Source organism: Aureimonas flava (assembly GCF_003583935.1).
Taxonomy (GTDB): domain Bacteria; phylum Pseudomonadota; class Alphaproteobacteria; order Rhizobiales; family Rhizobiaceae; genus Aureimonas; species Aureimonas flava.
Window position 1 is genome coordinate 58,966 of sequence record NZ_QYRN01000006.1, and the last position, 21,961, is coordinate 80,926.

Below are 21,961 nucleotides of genomic sequence, written 5' to 3' on the forward strand. Positions count from 1 at the left end.
CGCACGAAGCGGCGGTGCCGCTCGACCCGCCGCTCAGTCCCCTGCGGGCGAACCGCCGCCACCCATCGGGGCGGCGGAGAGATAGGCCTCGATCCGTTCGGGATCGAAGTCGGGTCCGCCGCCGGGCGGCGCCCGCTCGATCCGGGCGTCGGGCAGCGCGTCGGCGCGCCCCGGCAGGGCGGCGCGATATACGTCGGGGCGGAACGCCTCGGCGGCGCGCTCCGCCGCGTCCGCGTCGAACGGCGTCTGGCCCCAACGCACCATCTGCGCGTAGATCCAGAGTGCCTGCGAGCGGCGCGGCAGGTTGGCGCCGTCCGGTCGAAAGTCGAGATAGGTCGGGATCGCGCGGCGCGTGCCGTCCGGGTCCACCAGGAGGTCGCCGTTCAGGATCGGCTCGAACAGGCCGGCCTGCCCGCCGACATGGGCGGGCTCGGCCAGGATCGCGGCGAGCTCGCGCCGGTTTTCGGGCGCGGCGCACCAGCGGGCGCCCGCGTCCAGCACGGCCAGGAGCCGCTCGGCGGTGTCGCGGTTCTCGCGCCACCAGTCAGGGCGCAGGCCGAGGACCTTCTCGGGCGAGCCGGGCCAGACGTCGAGCTTCACCGCCACGATGCGTCCGATGCCCTCCTCCACCGCCAGGACGTTCCACGGCGCGTTGACGCAGAACCCGTCGATCAGGCGCGCGCGCAGCGCGTCGGCGGTCATCGGCGGCGGCACCACCGTGAGCGTGACGTCGCGGTCGGGATCGATGCCGGCCTGTGCCATCCAGAGCCGGAATTCGTAGTTGTGCGAGGAGAACGGGTAGGTCACGCCGAACACCGGCGGCGGCTCGTTCGCAGCGCGCCGCCGCGCCACCTCGCGTGCCAGCGCCGTGGCGTGCGCGGCGGCGGTGTCGGGATAGGGCGCGTCGCCCATCGCCTCGCGCATGCGCGCCACCAGTTCCACCGAGAGCGTGATGGCGTTGCCGCCCTCGGCCAGCGCGAAGGGCGCGATCACCGGGTGCGGGTTGGAGCCGAGGCCGAGCTCGCCCGCCACCGCCATCGGCCCCAGCATGTGCGCCACGTCGAACTGGCGGAAGGCGAGGCGATCGCGGATGTTGGACCAGGAGACGTCTCGCGTCAGCTCCAGGCGGATGCCCTCGCGCCGGTCGAGCCCGAGTGCGGCGGCCGCGATCAGCACCGCGGCGTCCAGAAGCGGGATGAAGCCGGCCCGGACCACCCGTGCGTCCGCCGCGCCCCGCGCGCTCATGGCGGCGTCTCCCCGCCCAGGAGACTTGCGGCGGTGACCAGCGATCGGGCGATGTCCACGAGCTTCTTCTTCTCGTTCATGGCGGTCTGGCGCATCAGCCGGTAGGCCTCCTCTTCCGAAAGGCCCCGCATCCGCATCAGCAGACCCTTGGCGCGCTCCACCACCTTGCGGTCGGCAAGCTCCGAACGCGCTTCCTGCAACTCGCGCTCCAGCCGCGAATAGGCTTCGAAGCGCAGCACGGCGGTGTCGAGGATCGACCGGACCCGCTCCTTCTTCAATCCGTCCACGACGTAGGCCGAAACCCCCGCGGCGATCGCCGCCTCCATCGAATCGGCGTCCGACCGGTCCACGAACATGGCGATCGGCCGGCGCACCGAGCGCGAGACCTGGAAGAAGGCCTCCAGCCGGTCGCGGTTGGGATTCTCGAGATCCACCACCACGACATCTGGCCGGAAGGCCTCGATCTCGCGCACCAGCCCCAGCGCGTCGGCCACGACGTGGACGCGCGCGTGCCCGGCCTCGCGCAGGCCCTCCTCGATGATCGCGGCCCGCGCCCGGTTCTCGTCGACGATCAGGACGGCAAGGGCGGGACGGGGTTCCATGGGCGCAGAGTGGCAAAGGAGCGAGGGCGGCGCAATATGTCGGGCACCGCCCTTGTTGCGGTGCGAAGGGGGCGATCAGCCGCCGTCGGCGGCGAGGCCCACGGCCGCGATGCCGGCGACGGCCGCCGCCTCGTCGTTGTCCGACGTATCGCCGGTGATGCCCACGGCCCCGACCACGCGGCCGCCGTCGCGGATCAGCACGCCGCCGGGCACCGGCACCAGCGAGCCGCCGGCCAGCGTGTTCATGGCGTTGATGAAGTAGGGCTGCTCCTCCGCCCGCTTCCAGAGCGCGCGCGAGCCGACGCCCATCTGCACGGCGCCGTTGGCCTTGCCGATGGCCACGGCCGGGCGCATCGGCGAGCCTCCGTCCTCGCGCTCCAGCACCAGGAGGTCGCCGCCCGCGTCGAGCACCGCGACGGTCAGCGGCTTCAGGCCGAGCTCGCGGGCCTTGGCGCGGGCGGCCGCGACGATGCGGCGGGCGGTTTCGAGCGAAAGGGCGGTCATGGGCATGTTCCTCCGGTTCGGGGCCCCTCCCTAGCGCGCCGGCCCGACCCTTAGCAAACCGACGGGCGAGCGCCTCAGGCGAAGCGGCGCGCGGCGTCCAGCCCGAGCCCGAGGCCGACCGAGCCGAACGCGTCGGACAGCGCGACGCGGGCGCCGGGGAAACGGGCCGTCGCGGCCTGCGCGACGGCCGGGACCTGCGCGCCGCCACCGGTGAGGATCACGGTCTGCACCGCTTCGGCCTCGAGACCGGCCAGCCGCAGCGCCGCCTCGATCGCGCCGCCGATGCGCTCCACCAGTTCGGCCGTGGCCGCCTCGAACTCGCCCCGCGTCACCGGCGCCTCCAGGGCGAGGCCCGGCTCGCGCAGCACGATCGCGGCGGCGTCCTCTCGCGTCAGCGCGATCTTGGCCTTCTCCACCGCGCCGGCCAGCCGGTGGCCGGAGCGGTGGGACAGGACGTGCTCCATGCGCTTCAGCTTCTCGGGCTCGGCGGCCTCCTTGCCCAGCGCGCGGATGTCGGCCAGCACCTTGGGCGTGTAGAGGGTGTTGATCCGGTGCCAGGTCGCCAGGTCGTTGAAGTACCAGACCGGCATGGAGCGCTTGCCGTCGGCCGTGGCCGAGCCGAGGCCGAGCAGCGGCTGCATGCGGGCGATGTTGAGGAGGCGGTCGAAGTCGGTGCCGCCGACATGGACGCCCGTGGTGCCGAGGATGTCGCCGCTCCGGTCGGGCAACCGGGCGCGGTCGGGGCCGAGCCGGAGGATGGAGAAGTCCGACGTGCCGCCGCCGATGTCGACCACCAGCGCGACTTGCTCGGCGTTCATGCCGCTCTCGAAGTAGAGCGCGGCGGCCACCGGCTCGAACTGGAACTCCACGTGCCGGAAGCCCTGCGCCCGCGCCGCCGAGGCCAACTGCTCGGCCGCTTCCCTGTCGGCGGCCTCGCTTTCGTCCACGAAGCGCACGGGGCGGCCGAGCACGATCCGGTCCACCGGCTCGTCGGTCTCGCGTTCCAGGGTTTCGCGAAGGTGGGCGAGGAAGCGCCCGATCAGCGCCTCGAAGCTCATGCGCTGGCGCCCGACCTGCGTCGTCTCCCGCATCAGCGATGAGCCGAGGATGCTCTTCAGCGCGCGCATGAAGCGCCCCTCGGCACCGTCCACATACTCGAACACGGCGCGCCGGCCGAAATAGGTCTGCCCGTCCTCGAGCGAGAAGAACAGCGCGGACGGGATCGTCAGGTGCTCCGCCTCCACGGCCAGGAGCCGCGGCGCACCGCCCGGCGCGCAGAGCGCGAGCGTGGAGTTGGTGGTGCCGAAATCGAGGCCGGCGTAGCTGCGGGGCATGGAAAGGCTCGCGGGAGGAACGGCGTCGCCGCCACCGCTTGGGCGGGGCGTCGGGACGGAAGGAGGGGGCGGGGCGGTCCCTCTAGCCCATCGATCCGCGCGAGGAAAGGGGCGCCGCGCCCCATTCCCCATACCCTCACCCTCGCGCCGCCGGTCAGTTGGCTTCCGGCTCGCGATACTGCTCGCCGATCCGGCCGAACTCGCCCTGGAGGCGGCCGAGGGCGACCTGGATCGGATAGAGGCCGATCAGCACGGATCGCTGGAGCACGGCCTGCAGCACGGCACGGGGCGGGGCGGCCGCGAGCAGCGCCGCGGTCTTCAGCCCCGAGCGCCAGCGGCCCTGGCGCCGACGCTGGATCGCGCTCGACAGCGCGCCATTGCGCAGCGCGCGCGCATGGATCCAGGACCACTGCGTGCGACGCGCCGGCACGCTCTCGCTGACCGGCGCCTCGGCGCACCAGCCGAAGCGCGCGCCCCGAAGCGCCGCCCGCGAGAAGAAGTCCGAGTCCCCCCCGCCGGTGAAGTTGAAGGCCGTGTCGAACAGCGGATCTCCCATGCGTTCCAGAAGCGCGCGGCTCGCGCACAGGTTGCCCGACGAGTAGAGCATCGGAACCCGGCCGGTCCGGCGGAAGGGCGGGCGGAACACCGGATGCCGGGCGAGCGCGGCCGGCGCCCCGCCCTCGAACACGGGAACCTGCGGCCCGCCGACGACGTCGACCTCCAGCCGTTCCAGCGTGCCCGCCATGCGCTCGGCCCAGTCCGGCGCGGCCGCCTCGTCGTCATCGATCACCAGGCAATGGCGCATGGCCGGGAACTCGCGCAGCGCCGTCCGGACGCCGGCATTGTAGGCCGAGCAGTTGCCCCGATCGTGCGCGACGAGCACGAGACCCGCCAGCGCGCCCGTCTCGAACAGGGCGCGCGCCGCCGACAGGCCCTCGCGCCCCGCCGCGTCGTTCTCCATCACGATCACGGCGAGCGGCCGCGACGTCTCCTGCGCCGCCAGGGAGGCGAGCGTGCGCAGGAGGCCCTCCGGCCGGCGGAAGGTCGGAACGATGGCCACGCGGTCGAAGCCGTCCGCCGGGTGGGACGAGCGGGCCTCGATGGTGACGGAAGGGGAGGCGGGGCGCTGTTCGATCATGGGAGCGACGATAACCGCCCAGTGCTGAATATCCCGCGAACGTGACGCACGGAAAAAGCGGGACTTTGACGAAATCGCAACGGCCGGTGGTGCAGGCTGCCTTCCGAACAGGACGGAACCGGACCGCCGATGCATATCCTCTTCACCACGTCTCTCCTGCCGGAGCCGGAGCCGACGACGGGCTTCGAGATCGCCAACAGGGCGATCGCGGATGCCTATCGGGCGGCCGGCGCGCGGGTGACGGTGGCAGGCTTCCGGCGCCCCGGCGTCGCACCTCCCCCCGAGCCGCACGTGGATTTCGGCGAACTGGCGATCGAGAACGCGGGCGCGGGCGCCTTGCGCAAGGCCGGATGGGTCGCCGAGGCGCTGCGGTCCGGCCTGCCGATCGGGGCGGCCAAGCTCCGGGCGATGCCCGAGCCCGCGCTTCTGGAGCGCCTCTGCCGCGCCGGGCCGTTCGATGCCGTGGTGCTTTCGGCGGCGCAGCTTCCGATCGCCTTTCCGGGGCTCGCATCCCTCGCGCCCTTCATCTTCGTCGCGCACAATGTCGAGCATCTCTCGGCGGCCGAGATGGGCGAGAGCGCACGCGGCATCGTGTCGCGCCTCCTCTATCGTCGCGAGGCGCGCCTGCTTCGGACCGCCGAGACGCGGCTGTGCGCGCAGGCACGCGTCGTCCACAGCCTGGCGCTTGCCGATGCCGAGCGCCTCGGCCTAGGCGGCGATCCGCGCTCGCTTCCGCTCAGTCTTGCGATCGGCCGGGGCACCGCGCCCGCGGACGACGGCGAGCGGCGCTTCGACGTGGTGATGATCGGGACCTGGAGCTGGGCGCCCAACCGGCTCGGGCTCGACTGGTTCCTCGAATCCGTCGCGCCCCTGCTTCCGTCCGATATCCGGATCGGCATCGCCGGCCGCCTGGACGGCGCGCCCCCGGCCGCGCCCGCCCAGGTCTCGTTCCTGGGCCGCGTGCCGGACGCTCAAGGCTTCGTGCGCGCGGGGCGCGTGGTGGCGCTGGCGACGCGCGGCGGCACCGGCGTCCAGCTCAAGACCATCGAAACCCTGGAGGAGGGGATGCCGGCCGTGGCGACCCCCTCCGCCTTGCGCGGCATCGGCGCCGCGCTTCCCGCCAACCTGCGCGTCGCCGACGACCCGCGCGGCTTCGCGCAAGCTCTCGTCGACCTCGTGCGGCGCGAGCGGGGCGGCGAGACGCTGCGCCTGGACGGCCGGCCCTTCGCCGAGCGCCAGCGCGCGGACCTGGAACGAGGGGTGCGCGCCGGCCTCGCGCTCGCCGTCGGCGGGCCGAACGCCGTGCCCGTCCCCGTGCTGGAGGCTCTTGCGTCGTGACCGATCCCGCACCCGCCCTTCCCTCGACCGATACGCCCGCCAAGGCTCGTCGCCGAGCCGGTGTCGCGCTGACGGTGCGCCGGCTCGGCGGCCTCGACGTCGCCGTGATCACCGGCGCCGACGCGGTCGCGCGCATCGACGCGGCGCTCGCCGAGCGCAAGCCGCTGCACGTCGCCTTCGTCAACGCGCACTGCGTCAACGTCTCGGTGAGCGATCCGGCCTACGGCGCGGTGATGGCCGACATGCTCTGCCTCCCGGACGGCATCGGCGTCGACGTCGGCTCGCGCATGCTGTTCGGCGAGCCCTTCCCGGAGAACCTCAACGGCACCGACTTCCTGCCCCGCTTCTTCGCCGAAACGCGCTTCGAGCTGCGCGTCGGCCTGGTGGGCGGCGTTCCCGGCGTCGTGGACCGCGCCGCCGCGCGGTTCGGCGAACGCTTTCCGCGCCATCGCTTCCTGGCCATCTCGCACGGCTTCTTCTCCGAAGGTCAGGAGACGGAGCAGCTCCTGCACTGGATCCGCCTCGCGCGGCTCGACGTGCTCCTGGTCGGCATCGGCGTGCCGCGCCAGGAACAGTTCCTCGCCCTCCATGTGGGCGCGCGAGAGGCGCCGGTCGCCTTCGGCGTCGGGGCGCTGCTCGACTTCACGGCCGGAAAGGTGGCTCGCGCGCCGGCCTGGGTGCGGCGCCTGCGCATCGAGTGGGTCTGGCGCCTCCTGATGGAGCCGCGACGCCTGGCCAAGCGCTATCTGGCGGGCAACCCGGCCTTCCTGGCGCGCATCGCGCGCCAGCGCATCCGCAAGTAGCGCCCATGCGCTTCGCGCTCGTGACCTCCAGCTATCGCGGCGATCTGGAGCGGTGCCGCCTCCTGTGCGACAGCATCGACCGCTTCGTCACCGGCCACGAGGTCCACTACATCCTGGTGGAGGCGAGGGACCTCGAGATGTTCCGGCCCCTGGCGGGGGCGAAGCGCCGGATCGTGTCGGAGCGCGACCTCCTGCCCTGGTGGCTGCGTCCGGTGAACCATCCGGTGAGGGCGGGGGCCCGTCTGTGGCTGTCGCCCTTCGGCCTTCCGTTCCACGGCTGGCACGTCCAGCAGCTCCGCCGCTTCGCGATGGCGGCGCGGATGGACGAGGAGGCGATGATCTCGCTGGATTCGGACGTCGTGTTCGTGAAGCCGTTCGACGCGCGCACGATGGAACAGGACGGTCGCGTCGCCTTCTACCGCGTCCCGGACGGGATGACGCGGGTGCTGGACCATCTGCAGGCCGAGCACGGGACCTGGGCCCGCCGGGCCGGGCGGCTCGTCGGCGCGCCGCCGACGCCGCCCACCGAAGCCGCCTATATCGGCACGCTGATCGCCTGGCGGCGCGACACGGTCCGCGACCTCCTGGCGCGGATCGCTTCGTTGGCCCGGCGCCCGGCCATGGCCGCGCTGTGCGCCTCGCGCGCGCTGTCGGAATGCACCGTCTACGGCCGTTTCGTGGACGAGGTGGAGGGCCATCCCGAGCGCCACCTGCCGGAAGCGCGGCAGCGCTGCGCGGTCTACTGGGACGGGCCCCCGCTCGACGCGGCGGGGCTCGACGCATTCCTGGCGGCGCTGGAGCCGCACCAGGTGGCGATCGGCCTCCAGTCCTTCACCGGCACCGACCCCGCCCTGATCCGGCGCGCCGCCGGGCTCTGAGCGCGCCTCAGGCGGGACGGGCGACCGGGGCGCGGCGCATGTCGAGCGCCATGTAGGTCGACATCGCCGAGGCCAGCCAGAGGGCGGCGAACACGCCGTTGAGCCCGAGCACCCAGGCCGTGTCCCCCGCCGCCTCGCCGCCCTGCAGCACCAGCGTCAGGAGCCCGCCCTTCATCACCGTCAGGAAGGCGAGGACCGTGGCGCGCACGCCCGTGCGGCCGCGCGCGTAGAGGAGCTCACCCTCGTACTCCACGAGGTTGCGGAAGGCCGGCACCAGGAGCGCCATCAGCACCAGCGGCGCGGCGTCGGCCACGTTGGCGCCGAGCAGCGTCGGGCGGACATGCAGCACGAGGCCGAGCGCGGCGAGCCCGCCGGCCGAGACCAGCGCGATCCCCGCCTCGACGCCCCAGCGCACGCGCCAGGAATCCAGCCGGTCCGGCCGGCGCATCAGCGCCTGCACCGCCATCATGTTGAAGGAGCGCACGGGCAGGGCGGTCAGGTCCACGAGGCGCATCAGCATGGCGTAGAGACCGGCGACGTGCGGCCCGCCGAGCGACAGGACGAGCAGCTTGTCGAGCTCGGACTGGAGATAGAAGAGCACCTCCGCCCCCGCCACCGCGAAGCTGTCGGCCGCCCGGCGGCGGTAGAGCGCGGGGCGCCAGCGCAGGCGCTGGCGGGGATACAGGAGGGCGATGCCGCCGAGCGCCGCCGTGCCGTTGGCCGCGAGGTAGAACAGGCTCCAGGCAGCGAGGCCGCCCTCGCGCCCCGCCGTGGCGGCGAACAGGAGCGCGGCCAGCGCCTTGGCGCCCGTTCCCGCCACCACCAGGACCGAGGCGCGCCCGAAGCGGTTCATGCCATTGTTGACGATGCACACGACCTCCAGCGCCCGCCAGCAGACCACCTCGGCCGCGACGATGGCGGCGAAGGGCGCGGCGCCCATGTCGCCGGCGAAGACGCCGAGGAAGAACAGCGCGCCGCCGAGCGCGACCAGCGGCAGCGACAGGGCGAAGGCGGCCAGGAGGCCGGCCGTGTAGATGCCCACGAGATGGGGCTTGCGCGTCGCCGCGCGATAGAGCGGCGAGACGAAGCCGAGGCCCGCGATGCGCGACAGGACGATGCCGGTGGCCGAGGCGGTGGCGAAGAGGCCGAAGTCCGACACGGTGAGGACGTTGGCGATGGCGGTGAAATAGGCGAGCGACAGGACGAGACGGCCGCCCGAGCCGCCCAGCAGCTTGGCGTAGTCGCGACCCATCTTCAGCTTTGCTTCAAGACTTCCTGTCAGGAATCCGGGGCGTCGCATGAGGAACCTTGGGAGGGCGTGGGCGGATGACGAGGCAGCAGTCCGACGCTGGTCGCGCCGTGCCGGCCGTGGCCCTTCATAGCGGCCCGATCTTAACGCGTCGTTCGTTTCTTGCGGGCGGCGCCGCGCTGGCCGCCGGCGCGCCCGGCCCGGCGCGGGCCGCGGCGAATGGCATTCCCTTCGGCGCGGCGATCCAGGCCGAGTATTTCGAGGACACCGGCTACCGCGACCTGTTCCGGCGCGAATGCGACTTCGTGATGCCGATGAACGAGCTGAAGTTCGCCCTGGTCCAGCCCGAGCGCGGCCGGTTCGACTTCGACCGCGCGGACCGGCTGCTCGACTTCGCCGGGGCCAACGGCCAGAGCGCGCGCGGCACCACCTTCGTCTGGTGGTCCACCAACCCGCCGTGGCTGGAGGCGATCGCCGACCCGGTCGACCTGGAGCGCGCCCTGGTGGAGCACATCGAGCGCGTGGCCGACCACTGCAAGGGGCGGCTGGCGAGCTGGGACGTCGTGAACGAGGTGATCGCCCACGATCCGGACGAGAACTGCGGCCCCTTGCGCGACACGTTCTGGCTGCGCCGGCTGGGACCGCGCCACATCCCGATCGCCTTCGCGGCGGCCGCCCGCGCCGATCCCGGAGCGCGGCTGGTGCTCAACGACTACGACCTCGAATTCCGCGGCCCCCGCTTCGACCGGCGCCGCGCCATCGTCCTGTCGATCGTCCGCCAGCTCCAGGGGGCCGGCATCCGCATCGACGCGGTGGGGATCCAGGGCCATCTCTACGCCCACCAGGCGATCGACGTGGAGGCGCTCGCGCGCTTCGGCGCCGACCTCAAGGCGGTCGGCGTCGCGCTCCTGGCGACCGAACTCGACGTCATCGACTTCCAGGTTCCGGGGGGGCCTGAGGAGATCGACGCGGCGGCCGGCAAGGTGGTGGGCGATTTCCTGGACGGCCTTCTGGGCGGCCAGCGCCCGCAGACCGTCATCACCTGGGGCCTGACCGACCGCTACAACTGGGTCGAGGACGTGATGCCGCGCGGCGACGGCCAGCCCTGCCGCCCGCTGCCGTTCGACCGGGAGTTGCGGCCCAAACCCTGGTACGCCGAGCTGCGCCGAAGGCTGGCACGGGGCTGATCTCGACCGCCCCGCTCCATCGTCTTAACCAATTCTTTGCCATGACGGGCGAAAGGTAGGGGCCGCAACCCGCGCTATTCCTGCCCAGGGCCCGTCCATGTTCTATGCCGAGGATGCCGCATCCCGCCCCGCTTCCCGCTGGGACCCGGTTCCCGCGCAGGAAGCCGAGCGCCGCCAGCAGAGCTTCCTCGACCCGGCCTATCTCGCCGGTGCCGTGTGGAGGGCGCGGCGCGCGATCCTGTTCCTGGGCGTCGCGGGCGCGATCGCGGCGGGGGCGTTCGCCCTGTCGCAGCCCAAGCAGTACACGGCCACCGCGCAGATCGTGCTGGATCCGCGCGAGCTCAATCTCGTCCAGAACGAGCTGACGCCGACGGCGAACGGCCTCAACACCGACGCCGCTCTCGCGCTGGTGGAGAGCCAGATCGCGGTGATGACGTCCAACAGCGTGCTCCTGCGCGTCGTGCGCGAGGCGGACCTCACCGCCGACACCGAATTCAACGGACTGCGGCAGAGCTGGCTCGGCGGCCTGTCGGCGACCCTCGCCGCGCTTCTCTCGGACGATCCGGTGGCCGCCGCCGACACGCGCGAGCTGCGCACCGTCACCAACCTGTGGCGCCACATCTCGGCCGTGCGCAACGCCAACAGCTTCGTGATCAACGTGTCGGTCACCAGCGAGGACCCGCAGAAGGCCGCCCATCTCGCCAACCTGACCACCCAGACCTTCATCGCCGAGCAGGGCCGGGCGCAGTCCGACCTCGCCCGGCGCGCCACCACCGCGCTGTCCTCGCGCCTCGCCGAGCTGCGCGCGCGCGTGGTCGAGGCGGAGGACGCGGCCGAAGCCTACAAGGCGCAGAACCGGCTGGTGGGCGTCGGCGGACGGCTGATCGACGACGACTACATCACCCGCGTGAACAACCAGCTCGCCGACGTGCGCTCGCAGATCACCGCGCTCAACGTGCGCGCCCGCTCGCTGCGCGAGGCCAGCGTCGAGACCATCGCCGCCGGTTCGTTTCCCGAAGGGCTGAACTCCGAGGCGCTCCTGCGCCTGCGCCAGGTCTATTCGGAGGCCGCCCAGAACCAGGCGATCCTCGCCTCGCGCCTCGGGCCGAGGCATCCGCAGCGCATCGCCGCCGATCAGGCCGTGGCGACTGCCCGGCGCGCGATCGAGACGGAACTGTCGCGCATCGTCGCATCGGCCCAGACCGAGCTGGCGCGGGCGCAGGCGACCGAGCGCGACCTGACCGGCCAGATCGACACGCTGCGTTCGCGCCAGATCGAGACGAGCGGCGCCTTCGTCCGTCTGCGCGAGCTGGAGCGCGAGGTCGACGCCTCGCGCGCGGTCTACGAGGCCTATCTCCTGCGCGCGCGCCAGACCAGCGAGCAGGAAAGCCTGAACACCACCAACGTGCGCGTGATCTCCGACGCCACGGTGCCGTTCCACCCGTCGAGCCTCTCGCGCAAGCTGGTGGTGGCGCTCGGCTTCGTGGGCGGCATCGGCCTCGGCATCGCCCTCGCGCTCCTGGTGGCCGTGGTGCGGGCGCTGCGCGGAACCGCGAGCCCCGCCCGGGTCGCCGCCGGACGCATGGCCGGCGAAGCGCGGTTCGCTCCCGCCACGGCCGCGCCGCCGGCGCCCGCCGCATACGCCGTGCCCGAACCTGGGCCCGAGCCTGCCGTCGTCGCGCCGGCGCCGGCGCCGGTTCTGCGCACGGGCGAGGGCGACTGGTCGCTGCGCGGCGGATCGTTCGACCCCGTGGAGACCGGCCAGCCGGCCGGGAACGCGGCCGAGCGGGTGCCGCAGCCCGCCCGTGCGATGCCCGAGGACGTTGCCGCGCCGAACGAGACGGTGGCCGCCCCCGAGGCAGCAGACGCGTCGGTCGATGACGGCGAGGCGGCGAGCCGTCCCACGGCCGAGGCGACGGACCACGCGCTCGCGGACGGGGCCGGCAACGCCGAGCGCATGGAAGAAGCGGCGCCGCCCGCCGCGACCTCGGACGGCGTCACGGAGATCGAGGCCCGCCGCGAGGCGCTGCGCCAGCGCATCCGCGAGCTCGGCGCGCGCCGCGTCGGCCGCGCGTCGACGCCGCCCGAACTCGTCTCCCGGGACGAGGACGGCGTGTCGGCGGAGGAACGGCGCGAGCGTATCAGCCTGCGCCTGGCGGCCGCGCGCAACCGTCGCGGCGAGGGCGTCCCGACCCCGTCCTGACAGGCGGCCCCCGCGCGGAGCGTCAGGCCCCGGGCTGCGGGGCGGACAGGGACGGGCTGATCGCGGCCGCGTTGGACAGGCGCAGGCGTCCGAACTCGGGCACGACTTCCGCCAGGAGCGCGATCGCGCGCGCGGCGTCGCCCGCTGCCAGCGCCGCGGCGATCGCCTCGAAGCGGGCGCGCAGGAACGCGACGTCGGACACGCGCGAACGTGCGATCAGAAGGCCGGGAAGCCCGGTGTCCTCGCGCGTCTCGCCGTCGCCGAAGAGTTCCTCGTAGAGCTTCTCGCCCTTGCGCAGCCCGGTGTATTCGATGCGGATATCGGTGTGGGGCCGCAGTCCGGCGAGCTGGATCAGCCGCTCGGCGAGCTCGGTGATGCGGATCGGCTCGCCCATGTCGAGCACGAAGATCTGCCCCTCCGCCGCGCGGTCGGCGATGCCGTGGCCGGCGGCGTGCAGGATCAGCCGCGAGGCTTCCGGGATCGTCATGAAGAAGCGGGTGATGTCGGGATCGGTGACCGTCAGCGGACCGCCGCGCGCGAGTTGGCCCTGGAACAGCGGGATCACCGAGCCGGCGGAGCCCATGACGTTGCCGAAGCGCACGGTCATGAAGCGCGTGCCGGCCTGGCCGAGGTCCAGCGCCTGGCAATAGGCCTCGGCGGCGCGCTTGGTTGCTCCCATCACGTTGGTCGGGTTCACCGCCTTGTCGGTCGACACCATGACGAAGGCGAGCGCGCCGCACGCGAGCGCGGCGTCCGCCACGTTGCGCGAGCCCAGGAGGTTGGTCTCGATGCCCTCGAGCGGGTTCTCCTCCACGATCGGCACGTGCTTCAGCGCCGCCGCGTGGAAGATCACCTCCGGCCGCCATTCGGCGAAGAGCGCCATGATCCGCTCGCGCTGGCGCACGTCGGCCACGCGTTCCACCGTCTCCACGTCCGGGTGGTTGTCGGCCATGCGGCGGCCGACCGTGTAGAGGTTGAATTCGCCCGCGTCGATCAGCACGAGCCGCTTCGGTCCGAAGGACGCGATCTGCTGCACCAGCTCGGAGCCGATGGAGCCGCCCGCGCCCGTCACCGCGATGCAGCGGCTCCGGATCAGCCGCGCCACCTCTTCGATGTCGAGCCGGATCTCGCGCCGTCCGAGAAGGTCCTCCAGCGACACGGGCAGGACCTCGATCGGCGTTTCGCCGAGGTCGCCGGCGCGCGAGATGTCGGGCAGGCGCTTCACGGCGATCTTGAGCGGCGCGGCGACCTCGACCACGGCCGACAGTTCGGCAGGCGGCACCTGGGCCTTGGCCACGATGAGCTGGTTGATGGGCGTCGCCCCGAGCTCGGCCCGCCGCGCGATCTCGGGCAGGTCGGCGAGGGCGCCCAGCACCTTCACCCCGTGGAGCTGGCGTCCCTGGTTCTTGGCCTTGTCGTCCACAAGGCCGAGGATGTGCACGCCGTGGTGGGAGCGGCGCGCGTCACGAATGAAGAGGTCGGCATTGTCGGTGAAGCCGTAGATCACGACGTTCTCGACCGGCACGCGGATCCCGCTCGTGTCGAAGAAGCGGGCCGACAGCCCGCGCTCCTTCCAGAGCCGGTAGGCCAGCCGCGGTCCGCCGAGGCCGACGATCATGATGAACCACGTCATGACCAGAGAAGACCGGGGCAGGTAGATGCCGCGGAACAGGATGAAGTGTCCGGCCAGGAACACGACGTTGATCGCCGTCACGGCCTTCACGATCGACAGGACGTCGAGCAGCGAGGCGTAGCGCCAAGCGCCGCTGTTGAGCGAGAACAGGGGGAACATCGCCGCCGAAAGCGCCGTGAAGGCGACGATCAGCGACCAGATCTGCCAGTTGTTGAAGGTGATGCGGAAGCCGAAGGCGAGGCCGAGCGCCAGCGAGATGGCCACCGCTGCCACCACGACGTCGTGGACGACGCCGAGCGAGCGGAACGAGCCGCGGGGCAGGCGGGAGGGAAGGCGAGACAGCATCGGCAATTCCGCGGCAGGGGCGTGGCGGAGCCGCCGAGGGCGGCCCCGTTGGGGGCACCTCTAACCGAACGGCGCGAAATGTCACGCGGGGAGGCCGGGCCTCCGCCCCGTCAGAACACGCTGGCGCCGGTGTCGGCGGTGCCGACGGCGCGGCGGAACACGGCGAAGAGCTCGCGCCCGAGCCCCGTCTCGTTGGCCGACAGGTCGGCCTCCGCATTGGGGCGGCGGGCGAACTCGGCCGGGTCCACCAGCACCTCCAGCGTGCCGGTTTCGCCGTCCAGGCGGATCAGGTCGCCGTCGCGGATCTTGCCGATCGGCCCCCCGTCGAGGGCCTCCGGCGTCACGTGGATCGCGGCGGGCACCTTGCCCGAGGCGCCCGACATGCGCCCGTCGGTGACCAGGGCCACCTTCTGGCCCCGGTCCTGCAGGACGCCGAGCGAGGGGGTGAGCTTGTGGAGCTCGGGCATGCCGTTGGACTTCGGCCCCTGGAAGCGCACCACGGCGACGAAGTCGCCCGTCAGCTCGCCGGCCTTGAAGGCGCGCTGGAGGGCGTCCTGGTCGTGGAACACGCGGGCGGGCGCCTCCACGACGCGCTTCTCCGGCTTCACCGCCGAGACCTTGATCACCGCCTTGCCGACATTGCCGTTCAGGACGCGCAGGCCGCCGTTGGAGGAGAACGGCTGGTCGGCGGTGGTTAGGACCTTGGGGTCGCCGCTGGTCTCTGGGGCGGGAACGCGCAGGACCTGGCCGTCGGCCCCGAGCCGGGCCTCCACCGTGTAGGCGCCGAGGCCCGTGCCCCAGGCGGTGCGCACGTCGTCGTGCAGGAGCCCGCGCGACAAGAGCTCGCGGATCAGGAAGCCCATGCCGCCCGCCGCCTGGAAGTGGTTCACGTCGGCGAGGCCGTTGGGGTAGACGCGCGCCAGAAGCGGGGTGACCTCCGACAGCTCGGAAATGTCGGCCCAGGTCAGCCGGATGCCGGCCGCCGCCGCCATCGCCACGAGGTGCAGCGTGTGGTTGGTGGAGCCGCCCGTGGCGTGGAGGCCCACGACCCCGTTGACCACGGCGCGCTCGTCGACCACGAGGCCCGCCGGCGTGTATTCGTTGCCGAGCGCCGTGATCGACAGCGCCCGGCGCGTCGCCTCGCGGGTCAGCGCGTCGCGGAGCGGCGTGTTGGGGTTCACGAAGGAGGAGCCGGGCGTGTGCAGGCCCATGATCTCCATCAGCATCTGGTTGGAGTTCGCCGTGCCGTAGAAGGTGCAGGTGCCCGGCCCGTGATAGCTCTTGGACTCGGCTTCGAGCAGCGCGTCGCGCCCGACCTTGCCTTCCGCGTAGAGCTGGCGGATGCGCGCCTTCTCGTCGTTGGGCAGGCCCGTGGTCATCGGCCCGGCCGGCACGAAGATCGCCGGCAGGTGGCCGAAGGAGAGCGCCGCGATCACGAGGCCGGGCACGATCTTGTCGCAGACGCCCAGATACACGGCCGCGTCGTACATGTCGTGGCTGAGGCCGACGGCGGCCGACATGGCGATCACGTCGCGCGAGAACAGGGACAGCTCCATGCCGACCTGCCCTTGGGTGACGCCGTCGCACATGGCCGGCACGCCGCCGGCCACCTGGGCCGTGGCGCCCGCCTCGCGCGCCGTCTGGCGGATGATCTCGGGATAGGTCTCGAACGGCTGATGGGCCGACAGCATGTCGTTGTAGGACGTGATGATGCCGAGGTTCAGCGTCCGGTCGCCGGTGAGGCGCTCCTTGTCGACCGGGCCGCAGGCGGCGAAGCCGTGGGCGAGATTGCCGCAGTTGAGGGCGGAGCGCTTGGGCGTCTCGCCCGCCTTCTGACGGATGCGGTCGAGATAGGGCTCGCGCGTCGCGGCGGAGCGTTCGCGGATCCGGGCTGTGATCTCTTCGATGCGGCGGTCGGCGGCCATGGCGTCACCCCTTCGGGTCGTAGGGCGGGTGTAGCGGGCGCCTCAGGGCGCCCAGAAGACTTGCAGCGGCTCCTCGCGGCGGCCACGCAGCACGGAGCGCACGGGCATGGCCTCGGTCGGGCCGTCCTCCAGCGCCTTGGTCAGCGTGTCGCGCTTGTCTTGCCCTTCGATATGGAGCGCCAGAAAGCGCGCTTCCAGAAGGAACGGCAGGGCCAGGGTGATGCGCGGCTCGCCGGCGCCGGGAGCCTCGATCGCGAGGACCCGATGGCCGGCGTCCGGGTCGATCGCCTCGGCCAGCCGGTCGCCGCCGGGAAAGAACGAGGCGGTGTGGCCGTCGTTGCCCATCCCGAGGATCACCGCGTCGAACGGCCGGGGCAGGGCCGACAGGCGGCGCGACACCTCGCCTTCCGCCTCGTGCGCCGTGGGGCCCGCCTCGAACAGGGGCTCGAGCCGGGCGGCCGCGGCGCGGCCGACGAGAAGGTTCTCGCGCACCAGGCGCGTGTTGGAGCGCTCGCTGGTCTCAGGGACCCAGCGCTCGTCCACCAGGCACACGGTGACGCGCGCCCAGTCGATGTCGGCGCCGGACAGGGTGCGGAAGAACAGGCGGGGCGTCGAGCCGCCCGAGACGGCCAGCACTGCCTCGCCGCGCGTCGCGATGCCCCCGCATAGCACGGCGGCGACGCCCGTCGCCAGCGCCTCTGCCAGCGCCTCGCGGGTCGGATAGGGATGCTCGCGGATCGTCATCCTCGCCTCAATCGGGTTCGTGCCAGGTCCGCCCGTCGCGCTCGATCAGCGCGATGGAGGAGGAGGGGCCCCAGGTGCCGGACGTGTAGCCCTGCGGGCGCACGGTGCGACCTTCCCAGGCCTTGAGGATCGGGTCCACCCATTCCCACGCGGCCTCGACCTCGTCGCGGCGCATGAACAGCGTCTGGTTGCCGCGGATCACGTCCATCAGGAGACGCTCGTAGGCGTCCGGGTTGCGCACGTGGAAGCTCTCGGCGAAGCTCATGTCCAAGGGGACGTGGCGCAGGCGCATGCCGCCGGGGCCGGGATCCTTGATCATCAGCCACTGCTTCACGCCCTCGTCGGGCTGCAGGCGCATCACGAGCTGGTTCTGCTGGACGTGTCCGGCGGCGTCGTCGAAGATCGAATGCGGGATGGGGCGGAAGGTGACGACGATCTCGCTCATGCGCTCCGACAGGCGCTTGCCCGTGCGGATGTAGAAGGGCACGCCCGCCCAGCGCCAGTTGTTGATCTCGGCCTTGATGGCGACGAAGGTCTCTGTGTCGCTGGTCGGCTCGCCGAGGTCCTCGAGATAGCCCTTCACCGCGCCGCCGTTGGAGGCGCCCGCCTTGTACTGGCCGCGCACGGTGAGGTGCTCGATATTGCTCTCGTCGATGCGCTTCAAAGAGCGCAGGATCTTCAGCTTCTCGTCGCGCAGCGCGTCGGCATCCATGGCCGCCGGCGGCTCCAGCGCCACGAGGCAGACGAGCTGGAGGATGTGGTTCTGCACCATGTCGCGCAGCGCGCCGGCCTTGTCGTAGTAGCCTGCGCGCCCTTCCAGCCCGACGCTCTCGGCCACCGTGATCTGGACGTGATCCACGAAGGCCGAGTTCCAGAGCGGCTCGTAGAGCATGTTGGCGAAGCGCAGCGCCATCAGGTTCTGCACCGTCTCCTTGCCGAGATAGTGGTCGATGCGGAAGACCTGGCTCTCCTCGAAGTGCTCGCCGATCAGCGCGTTCAGCGCGCGGGCGGAGGCGAGGTCGCGCCCGACCGGCTTCTCGACCACGATGCGCGTCTTCTCGTGCGCCAGCCCGTGGCGCTTCACGCTGGAGGCGAGGTCGCCGAACAGGCTGGGGCTCACGGCGAGGTAGAACGCGCGGATGCGGTCCTGTCCCGCCTCGTCCAGGAGGCTCTTGAGCTCGGGCCAGCCGGTCTCGCTCCGCGCGTCCACCTGCCGGTAGTGCAGGCGCGACAGGAACCGATCGACGGCCTCCTCCGAGCGATGGCTCTCGGCGACGAAGGCGGTCAGCGCCTCGCGGCCGAAGGCGCGGTACTGCTCGTCGGAGAAGGGCGTGCGCGAGGCGCCGATGATGCGCGCGCCGGGCGGGATCTGGCCGTCGAGGTCGCGGTGGAACAGCGCGGGAAGCAGCTTGCGCTCAGCAAGGTCCCCGTTGCCGCCGAAGACGATGTAGTCGAAGCATTCGACGGGAATGATCTGACTGGACACGCGGTACCATCTCCGTTCAGCAGGAAGCCGGGCGAAGCCCGGCCCGGTCATCGGACCGTGGATAATTCAATCGATTGAAAATGGGAAGGGCGATCGGGCCGGGCCGAGGCCCGAACCCATGTCCGGCTCATCGCGCCGCGGTTCGGCGCGCCGCCGCCCGCGCGATCGCGCTCACCAGAAGGTCGCTGACGAAGGGCTTCTTGACCGCGTCGGCCTCGCCCGCCTCGACGGGCAGCTCGATGTTCTCGCCATAGCCCGTGACGAACACGAAGGGGATGTGCCGGGCGTTGAGGTCGCGCACCAGGGGGAACGAGGTCTCGGAGCCGAGATTGACGTCGAGCAGCGCCACGTCGATCGCCTGCGCGTCGATCACCTTGCGCGCCTCGCCGACGCTGGCCGCCGTGAAGACCTCGACCATGCCGTGGTCGATCAGCATCTGCTCGGCATCCAGCGAGATGATGAGGTTGTCCTCGACCACCAGACCGCGCAGCCCGGCGAGCGCCGCTGCCGGCGCCGCGAGGGCCGACGCGTCGGGCCGCGCCTCCACCGCCGGTGCGGGAGCGCGCTTGCCTTCCAGGTGGAAGACGTTGCCGGGCAGGGTGAAGTGGGCGCGCACGCCCGCCAGGTGATAGTCGATGCGCGCCTCGCCCGACAGGTCGTGCGGGATCGAGCGCTCGATGATGGTGGAGCCGAAGCCGCGCCGCCGGGGGGCGGCCACCGGCGGTCCGCCGCTTTCGATCCAGTCGATGCGGCAGGCGTCGTTCTCGTCGATCCGCCAGCGCACGTCGACGCTGCCCGACGAATCGGACAGGGCGCCGTACTTGGCCGAGTTGGTCACGAGTTCGTGGAAGACGAGCGCCAGCGTGGAGAAGGTCATCGCCTCGACGAAGATGTCGGGGCCCGTCAGCGACACCCGGCCCGCCTTGTCGCCGATATAGGCCGAGACCTCCGTGCGCACGATGTCGTGCAGCGTCACCGCGCCGGCGTCGGCGCTGGTGATCTGGTCGTGCGCGCGGGCCAGCGCCTGAATGCGGCCGCCGATGATCCCCGCGAAGTCGTCCACCGTCGCGGCGCCCGGCTTGCTCTGCACCACCAGCGCGCGGATCAGGCTGAGGATGTTGCGCACGCGGTGGTTCAGCTCGGCGATCAGGAGTTCCTGGCGCTGGGTGGCGAGCGACTGCTGCCGCTGCGATTCCTCGTTGAACCGCAGAAGCACTTCCAGGATCGAGACGCGCAGGCCCTCGGCCGCCTTGGTCTCGCTCAAGGTCCAGGGGTGGCTGCGGCCGTGGACCGTCTCCTTCCAGGCGTCGAAGCTCTTGCGCGGGGTCAGGCGAACGCCGTTCGGCCCGATCGTGCGCTCCTTGGTCTTAGGATCGCCGGCCCAGGTGACGGTCTGGATGATCTCGCGACGGAAGAACAGGAGGTAGTCGCGCGGGGAGCGCGAGATCGGGATGGCGAGGACCCCGGCCGCCCGGTCGATGTAGTCGACGCCGGGCGGATGGTTGGCGGAGATCTCGTCGGTCGCGTAGATCCGGCCGGAGCCCGCCCGGTTCAGGAACCGCGCGAGGCTGGCGATCTCCTCGCCGGACGGGCAATGGCCGTAGCACTGCGCCTCGCCCCGGACGAAGACCGCGAACCCGTCGGCGGGAATGATCTCGCGAAGGTCGTCGGCGAACTCGCCGATCGTGTCCAAGGTGGAGGAGGCGGCGACGATGCGCGAGACGAAGCGGTCGTGCAGGATGCGCCCGGCTTCCTCGAGCTGGCGCTGCTCCTTCGCCAGGCGTCCCTCGATGATCAGCGACACCATCTGGCCGAACAGTTCGGCCGCCGCGCGCACGTCCATCGCCAGGTGGCGCGGCGCGTAGTTGTGGAGGGCGAACAGGCCCCAGAGCTGGCCGTCGATCACGATCGACACCGACATGGAGGCCGCCACGCCCATGTTGGTCAGGTACTCGATATGGATCGGCGAGACGGAACGCAGCACCGACAGCGACAGGTCGATCGGCTTGCCGTGCGGGTCGAGCTCGGGGATCACCGGCACGGTCTCGGAGCCGACGTCGGCGATCAGGCGCACCTGATTGCGCACGTAGAGCAGGCGCGCCTGGGGCGGGATGTCGGTGGCTGGGTAGTTCAGGCCGAGGAACGAGCCGATGCCCGACCGCGAGGCTTCCGCGATCACCGCGCCGGCACCGCTCTCGGCGAAGCGGTAGAGCATCACGCGGTCGAAGCCGGTGATGCCGCGCAACTGGCGCACGCTCTCCTTGTAGAGCCCCTCCAGCCCTTGCGTCTTCTGGACGCGGTTGATCATGCTCTTGACCAGCGCGCCCGGGTTGGTGGAGGCACGCTCGGCCTGCGGCTCGGCCTCGATGACGATGGAGCCGGCCGAGACGTGGATCGCCACGTCGAAGCGCATGCCGGTGCCGAACAGGTCCAGCCCGACGATCCGCTCGCTGCCGCCATCGCCCGACAGGATCTGCAGCCGGCCCCGGATGGAGTGGAGCGCGCCCTCCGAGACGATCGACAGGACCGGTTCGCCCAGGAGGCTCGCCGGCTCGCGGCCCACCACGTCGCCGATATTGGTCGACACGCGTTCGATCAGCCAGTCGGTGGACACCGCCAGGAGGTAGCCGAAATTCTGGATGCGCCCCAGGAACTGGATCGGCTCGCGCTCGCAGTTGGTGATGTCGACGTCGCCGAACGGCTGGGACTGGATCGTCAAGCGCGGGTGGTCCTCTTCTGATCGTCTCCGCTCATCGCGCGGAAGAAGCGGAACGTCACGTCCGCCGCCTGCACCGCCCGACGCACGTCCGCCTCGCCCGTCGGCTCGGCCGCCATGCGCTCGAGCAGCCGGGTGAAGGGCCGCACGTCGCCCGACACGTCCAGATAGTCGGTCGGCCAGCGTGCGTCGTCGCCGCGCTCATCACGTTTGATGGCACGCGACATATATTTAGCGCCGAGCCGCGAACCTTCCAGCACATAGGCGATGCCGAAGGCCTCGAAGAGATCGGGGCTCGGCAGGGGGAAGTCCGGCGCCGCGGGGGCCTCGATGCCCAGCGCGCGCGCGTCGCGCCGGGCGGCATCGAGCCGGTCGGCCGAGGCTTCGCCGGCCTCCGCCGGTCCGAGCGGGCTCGCTGCCAGCACCGGCTCGATCGCCTCGTGGGCCGCCAGGTTCATGGCGATGAAGCGGCGGTAGAGTTGGCCCGTCGCGTCGCCGAACATGCCCTCGAACGACGCGTCCAGCGCCTCGTGCGCCTCGCGCGTATCCGCCCGCAGGCGGTCTCGCAGCGAAGGGGCGGGCCGGCGGGGGGAGGGGGATGCGCTCACGGGCGGAACTTCGAAACGGATCG

At 71.9% G+C, this 21,961-nt stretch carries 17 protein-coding genes; 5 read left to right on the forward strand and 12 right to left on the reverse strand.

Translation table 11 applies throughout. From position 1 onward, the window contains the following. Window positions 1–33: 33 nt before the first annotated feature. The 5 genes from D3218_RS12110 to D3218_RS12130 all read right to left on the reverse strand — a co-directional run bounded on the left by D3218_RS12110 (window position 34) and on the right by D3218_RS12130 (window position 4,823). Window positions 34–1,245 (reverse strand): CmpA/NrtA family ABC transporter substrate-binding protein, encoded by a 1,212-nt coding sequence (locus tag D3218_RS12110; RefSeq protein WP_119540350.1) that lies wholly within the window; start codon window positions 1,243–1,245, stop codon window positions 34–36. Then, complete coding sequence (locus tag D3218_RS12115) at window positions 1,242–1,847, reverse strand: ANTAR domain-containing response regulator (protein WP_119540351.1); 606 nt, start codon at window positions 1,845–1,847, stop codon at window positions 1,242–1,244. The genes D3218_RS12110 and D3218_RS12115 overlap by 4 nt, the downstream gene beginning before the upstream one ends. A gap of 75 nt (window positions 1,848–1,922) precedes the next feature. Continuing rightward, window positions 1,923–2,351 carry a GlcG/HbpS family heme-binding protein gene (locus D3218_RS12120; protein ID WP_119540352.1) on the reverse strand — a complete coding sequence of 143 codons (429 nt, stop codon included), beginning with the start codon at window positions 2,349–2,351 and terminating at the stop codon, window positions 1,923–1,925. A 74-nt stretch (window positions 2,352–2,425) separates the two neighbouring features. After that, a complete protein-coding gene (locus D3218_RS12125; RefSeq protein WP_119540353.1) occupies window positions 2,426–3,685 on the reverse strand; it encodes an Hsp70 family protein in 1,260 nt (419 codons plus the stop codon). Between the two features lie 154 nt (window positions 3,686–3,839). Continuing rightward, on the reverse strand, window positions 3,840–4,823 hold the full coding sequence (locus D3218_RS12130; protein ID WP_119540354.1) for a glycosyltransferase family 2 protein: 984 nt from the start codon (window positions 4,821–4,823) through the stop codon (window positions 3,840–3,842). A gap of 129 nt (window positions 4,824–4,952) precedes the next feature. Here D3218_RS12130 and D3218_RS12135 point away from each other — a divergent pair, with 129 nt between their 5' ends. Genes D3218_RS12135 through D3218_RS12145 form a run of 3 tightly spaced genes read left to right on the forward strand, consistent with a single transcriptional unit; the run spans window position 4,953 to window position 7,842 of the window. Continuing rightward, window positions 4,953–6,161: a glycosyltransferase gene (locus D3218_RS12135; protein WP_119540355.1), complete on the forward strand. Its 1,209-nt coding sequence runs from the start codon at window positions 4,953–4,955 to the stop codon at window positions 6,159–6,161. After that, a complete protein-coding gene (locus D3218_RS12140; RefSeq protein ID WP_119540356.1) occupies window positions 6,158–6,964 on the forward strand; it encodes a WecB/TagA/CpsF family glycosyltransferase in 807 nt (268 codons plus the stop codon). Before D3218_RS12135 ends, D3218_RS12140 begins: the two co-directional genes overlap by 4 nt. Window positions 6,965–6,969: 5 nt before the next feature. After that, window positions 6,970–7,842 (forward strand): DUF6492 family protein, encoded by an 873-nt coding sequence (locus D3218_RS12145; RefSeq protein ID WP_119540357.1) that lies wholly within the window; start codon window positions 6,970–6,972, stop codon window positions 7,840–7,842. Between the two features lie 7 nt (window positions 7,843–7,849). Here the strand turns inward: D3218_RS12145 and D3218_RS12150 are convergent, their stop codons facing one another. After that, a complete protein-coding gene (locus tag D3218_RS12150; protein ID WP_245415030.1) occupies window positions 7,850–9,094 on the reverse strand; it encodes a lipopolysaccharide biosynthesis protein in 1,245 nt (414 codons plus the stop codon). Between the two features lie 74 nt (window positions 9,095–9,168). On the opposite strand from D3218_RS12150, the gene D3218_RS12155 reads away from it, so the two are divergent. Both D3218_RS12155 and D3218_RS12160 read left to right on the forward strand, forming a co-directional pair. Then, complete coding sequence (locus tag D3218_RS12155) at window positions 9,169–10,278, forward strand: endo-1,4-beta-xylanase (RefSeq protein ID WP_119540359.1); 1,110 nt, start codon at window positions 9,169–9,171, stop codon at window positions 10,276–10,278. A gap of 97 nt (window positions 10,279–10,375) precedes the next feature. Then, a complete protein-coding gene (locus D3218_RS12160; protein ID WP_119540360.1) occupies window positions 10,376–12,481 on the forward strand; it encodes a GumC family protein in 2,106 nt (701 codons plus the stop codon). A gap of 22 nt (window positions 12,482–12,503) precedes the next feature. On the opposite strand, the gene D3218_RS12165 is transcribed toward D3218_RS12160, so the two are convergent. The 6 genes from D3218_RS12165 to D3218_RS19745 form a co-directional block, all read right to left on the reverse strand. Further along, window positions 12,504–14,459 carry a polysaccharide biosynthesis protein gene (locus D3218_RS12165; protein WP_168990499.1) on the reverse strand — a complete coding sequence of 652 codons (1,956 nt, stop codon included), beginning with the start codon at window positions 14,457–14,459 and terminating at the stop codon, window positions 12,504–12,506. 110 nt (window positions 14,460–14,569) lie between these two features. Then, window positions 14,570–16,384 (reverse strand): phosphogluconate dehydratase, encoded by a 1,815-nt coding sequence (gene edd / locus D3218_RS12170; RefSeq protein ID WP_119540362.1) that lies wholly within the window; start codon window positions 16,382–16,384, stop codon window positions 14,570–14,572. A gap of 42 nt (window positions 16,385–16,426) precedes the next feature. Continuing rightward, window positions 16,427–17,128, reverse strand: a complete 702-nt coding sequence (pgl, locus tag D3218_RS12175; protein ID WP_119540363.1) for a 6-phosphogluconolactonase — start codon at window positions 17,126–17,128, stop codon at window positions 16,427–16,429. A gap of 7 nt (window positions 17,129–17,135) precedes the next feature. Then, a complete protein-coding gene (gene zwf, locus D3218_RS12180) occupies window positions 17,136–18,614 on the reverse strand; it encodes a glucose-6-phosphate dehydrogenase (RefSeq protein WP_119540364.1) in 1,479 nt (492 codons plus the stop codon). A gap of 127 nt (window positions 18,615–18,741) precedes the next feature. Further along, window positions 18,742–21,333, reverse strand: a complete 2,592-nt coding sequence (locus tag D3218_RS12185; RefSeq protein WP_119540365.1) for an HWE histidine kinase domain-containing protein — start codon at window positions 21,331–21,333, stop codon at window positions 18,742–18,744. Next, a complete protein-coding gene (locus D3218_RS19745; protein WP_168990500.1) occupies window positions 21,330–21,938 on the reverse strand; it encodes a biliverdin-producing heme oxygenase in 609 nt (202 codons plus the stop codon). The genes D3218_RS12185 and D3218_RS19745 overlap by 4 nt, the downstream gene beginning before the upstream one ends. Window positions 21,939–21,961: the final 23 nt, after the last annotated feature.

What these genes read in the sequence shown, in the direction of transcription:
- D3218_RS12130 (WP_119540354.1), bottom strand. Translation starts at nt 4,823, where the DNA reads ATGATCGAACAGCGCCCCGCCTCCCCTTCCGTCACCATCGAGGCCCGC.
- D3218_RS12135 (WP_119540355.1), top strand. Translation starts at nt 4,953, where the DNA reads ATGCATATCCTCTTCACCACGTCTCTCCTGCCGGAGCCGGAGCCGACG.
- D3218_RS12145 (WP_119540357.1), top strand. Translation starts at nt 6,970, where the DNA reads ATGCGCTTCGCGCTCGTGACCTCCAGCTATCGCGGCGATCTGGAGCGG.
- D3218_RS12150 (WP_245415030.1), bottom strand. Translation starts at nt 9,094, where the DNA reads ATGGGTCGCGACTACGCCAAGCTGCTGGGCGGCTCGGGCGGCCGTCTC.
- D3218_RS12110 (WP_119540350.1), bottom strand. Translation starts at nt 1,245, where the DNA reads ATGAGCGCGCGGGGCGCGGCGGACGCACGGGTGGTCCGGGCCGGCTTC.
- D3218_RS12155 (WP_119540359.1), top strand. Translation starts at nt 9,169, where the DNA reads ATGACGAGGCAGCAGTCCGACGCTGGTCGCGCCGTGCCGGCCGTGGCC.
- D3218_RS12120 (WP_119540352.1), bottom strand. Translation starts at nt 2,351, where the DNA reads ATGACCGCCCTTTCGCTCGAAACCGCCCGCCGCATCGTCGCGGCCGCC.
- D3218_RS12115 (WP_119540351.1), bottom strand. Translation starts at nt 1,847, where the DNA reads ATGGAACCCCGTCCCGCCCTTGCCGTCCTGATCGTCGACGAGAACCGG.
- D3218_RS12125 (WP_119540353.1), bottom strand. Translation starts at nt 3,685, where the DNA reads ATGCCCCGCAGCTACGCCGGCCTCGATTTCGGCACCACCAACTCCACG.
- pgl (WP_119540363.1), bottom strand. Translation starts at nt 17,128, where the DNA reads ATGACGATCCGCGAGCATCCCTATCCGACCCGCGAGGCGCTGGCAGAG.
- edd (WP_119540362.1), bottom strand. Translation starts at nt 16,384, where the DNA reads ATGGCCGCCGACCGCCGCATCGAAGAGATCACAGCCCGGATCCGCGAA.
- D3218_RS12160 (WP_119540360.1), top strand. Translation starts at nt 10,376, where the DNA reads ATGTTCTATGCCGAGGATGCCGCATCCCGCCCCGCTTCCCGCTGGGAC.
- D3218_RS12165 (WP_168990499.1), bottom strand. Translation starts at nt 14,459, where the DNA reads ATGCTGTCTCGCCTTCCCTCCCGCCTGCCCCGCGGCTCGTTCCGCTCG.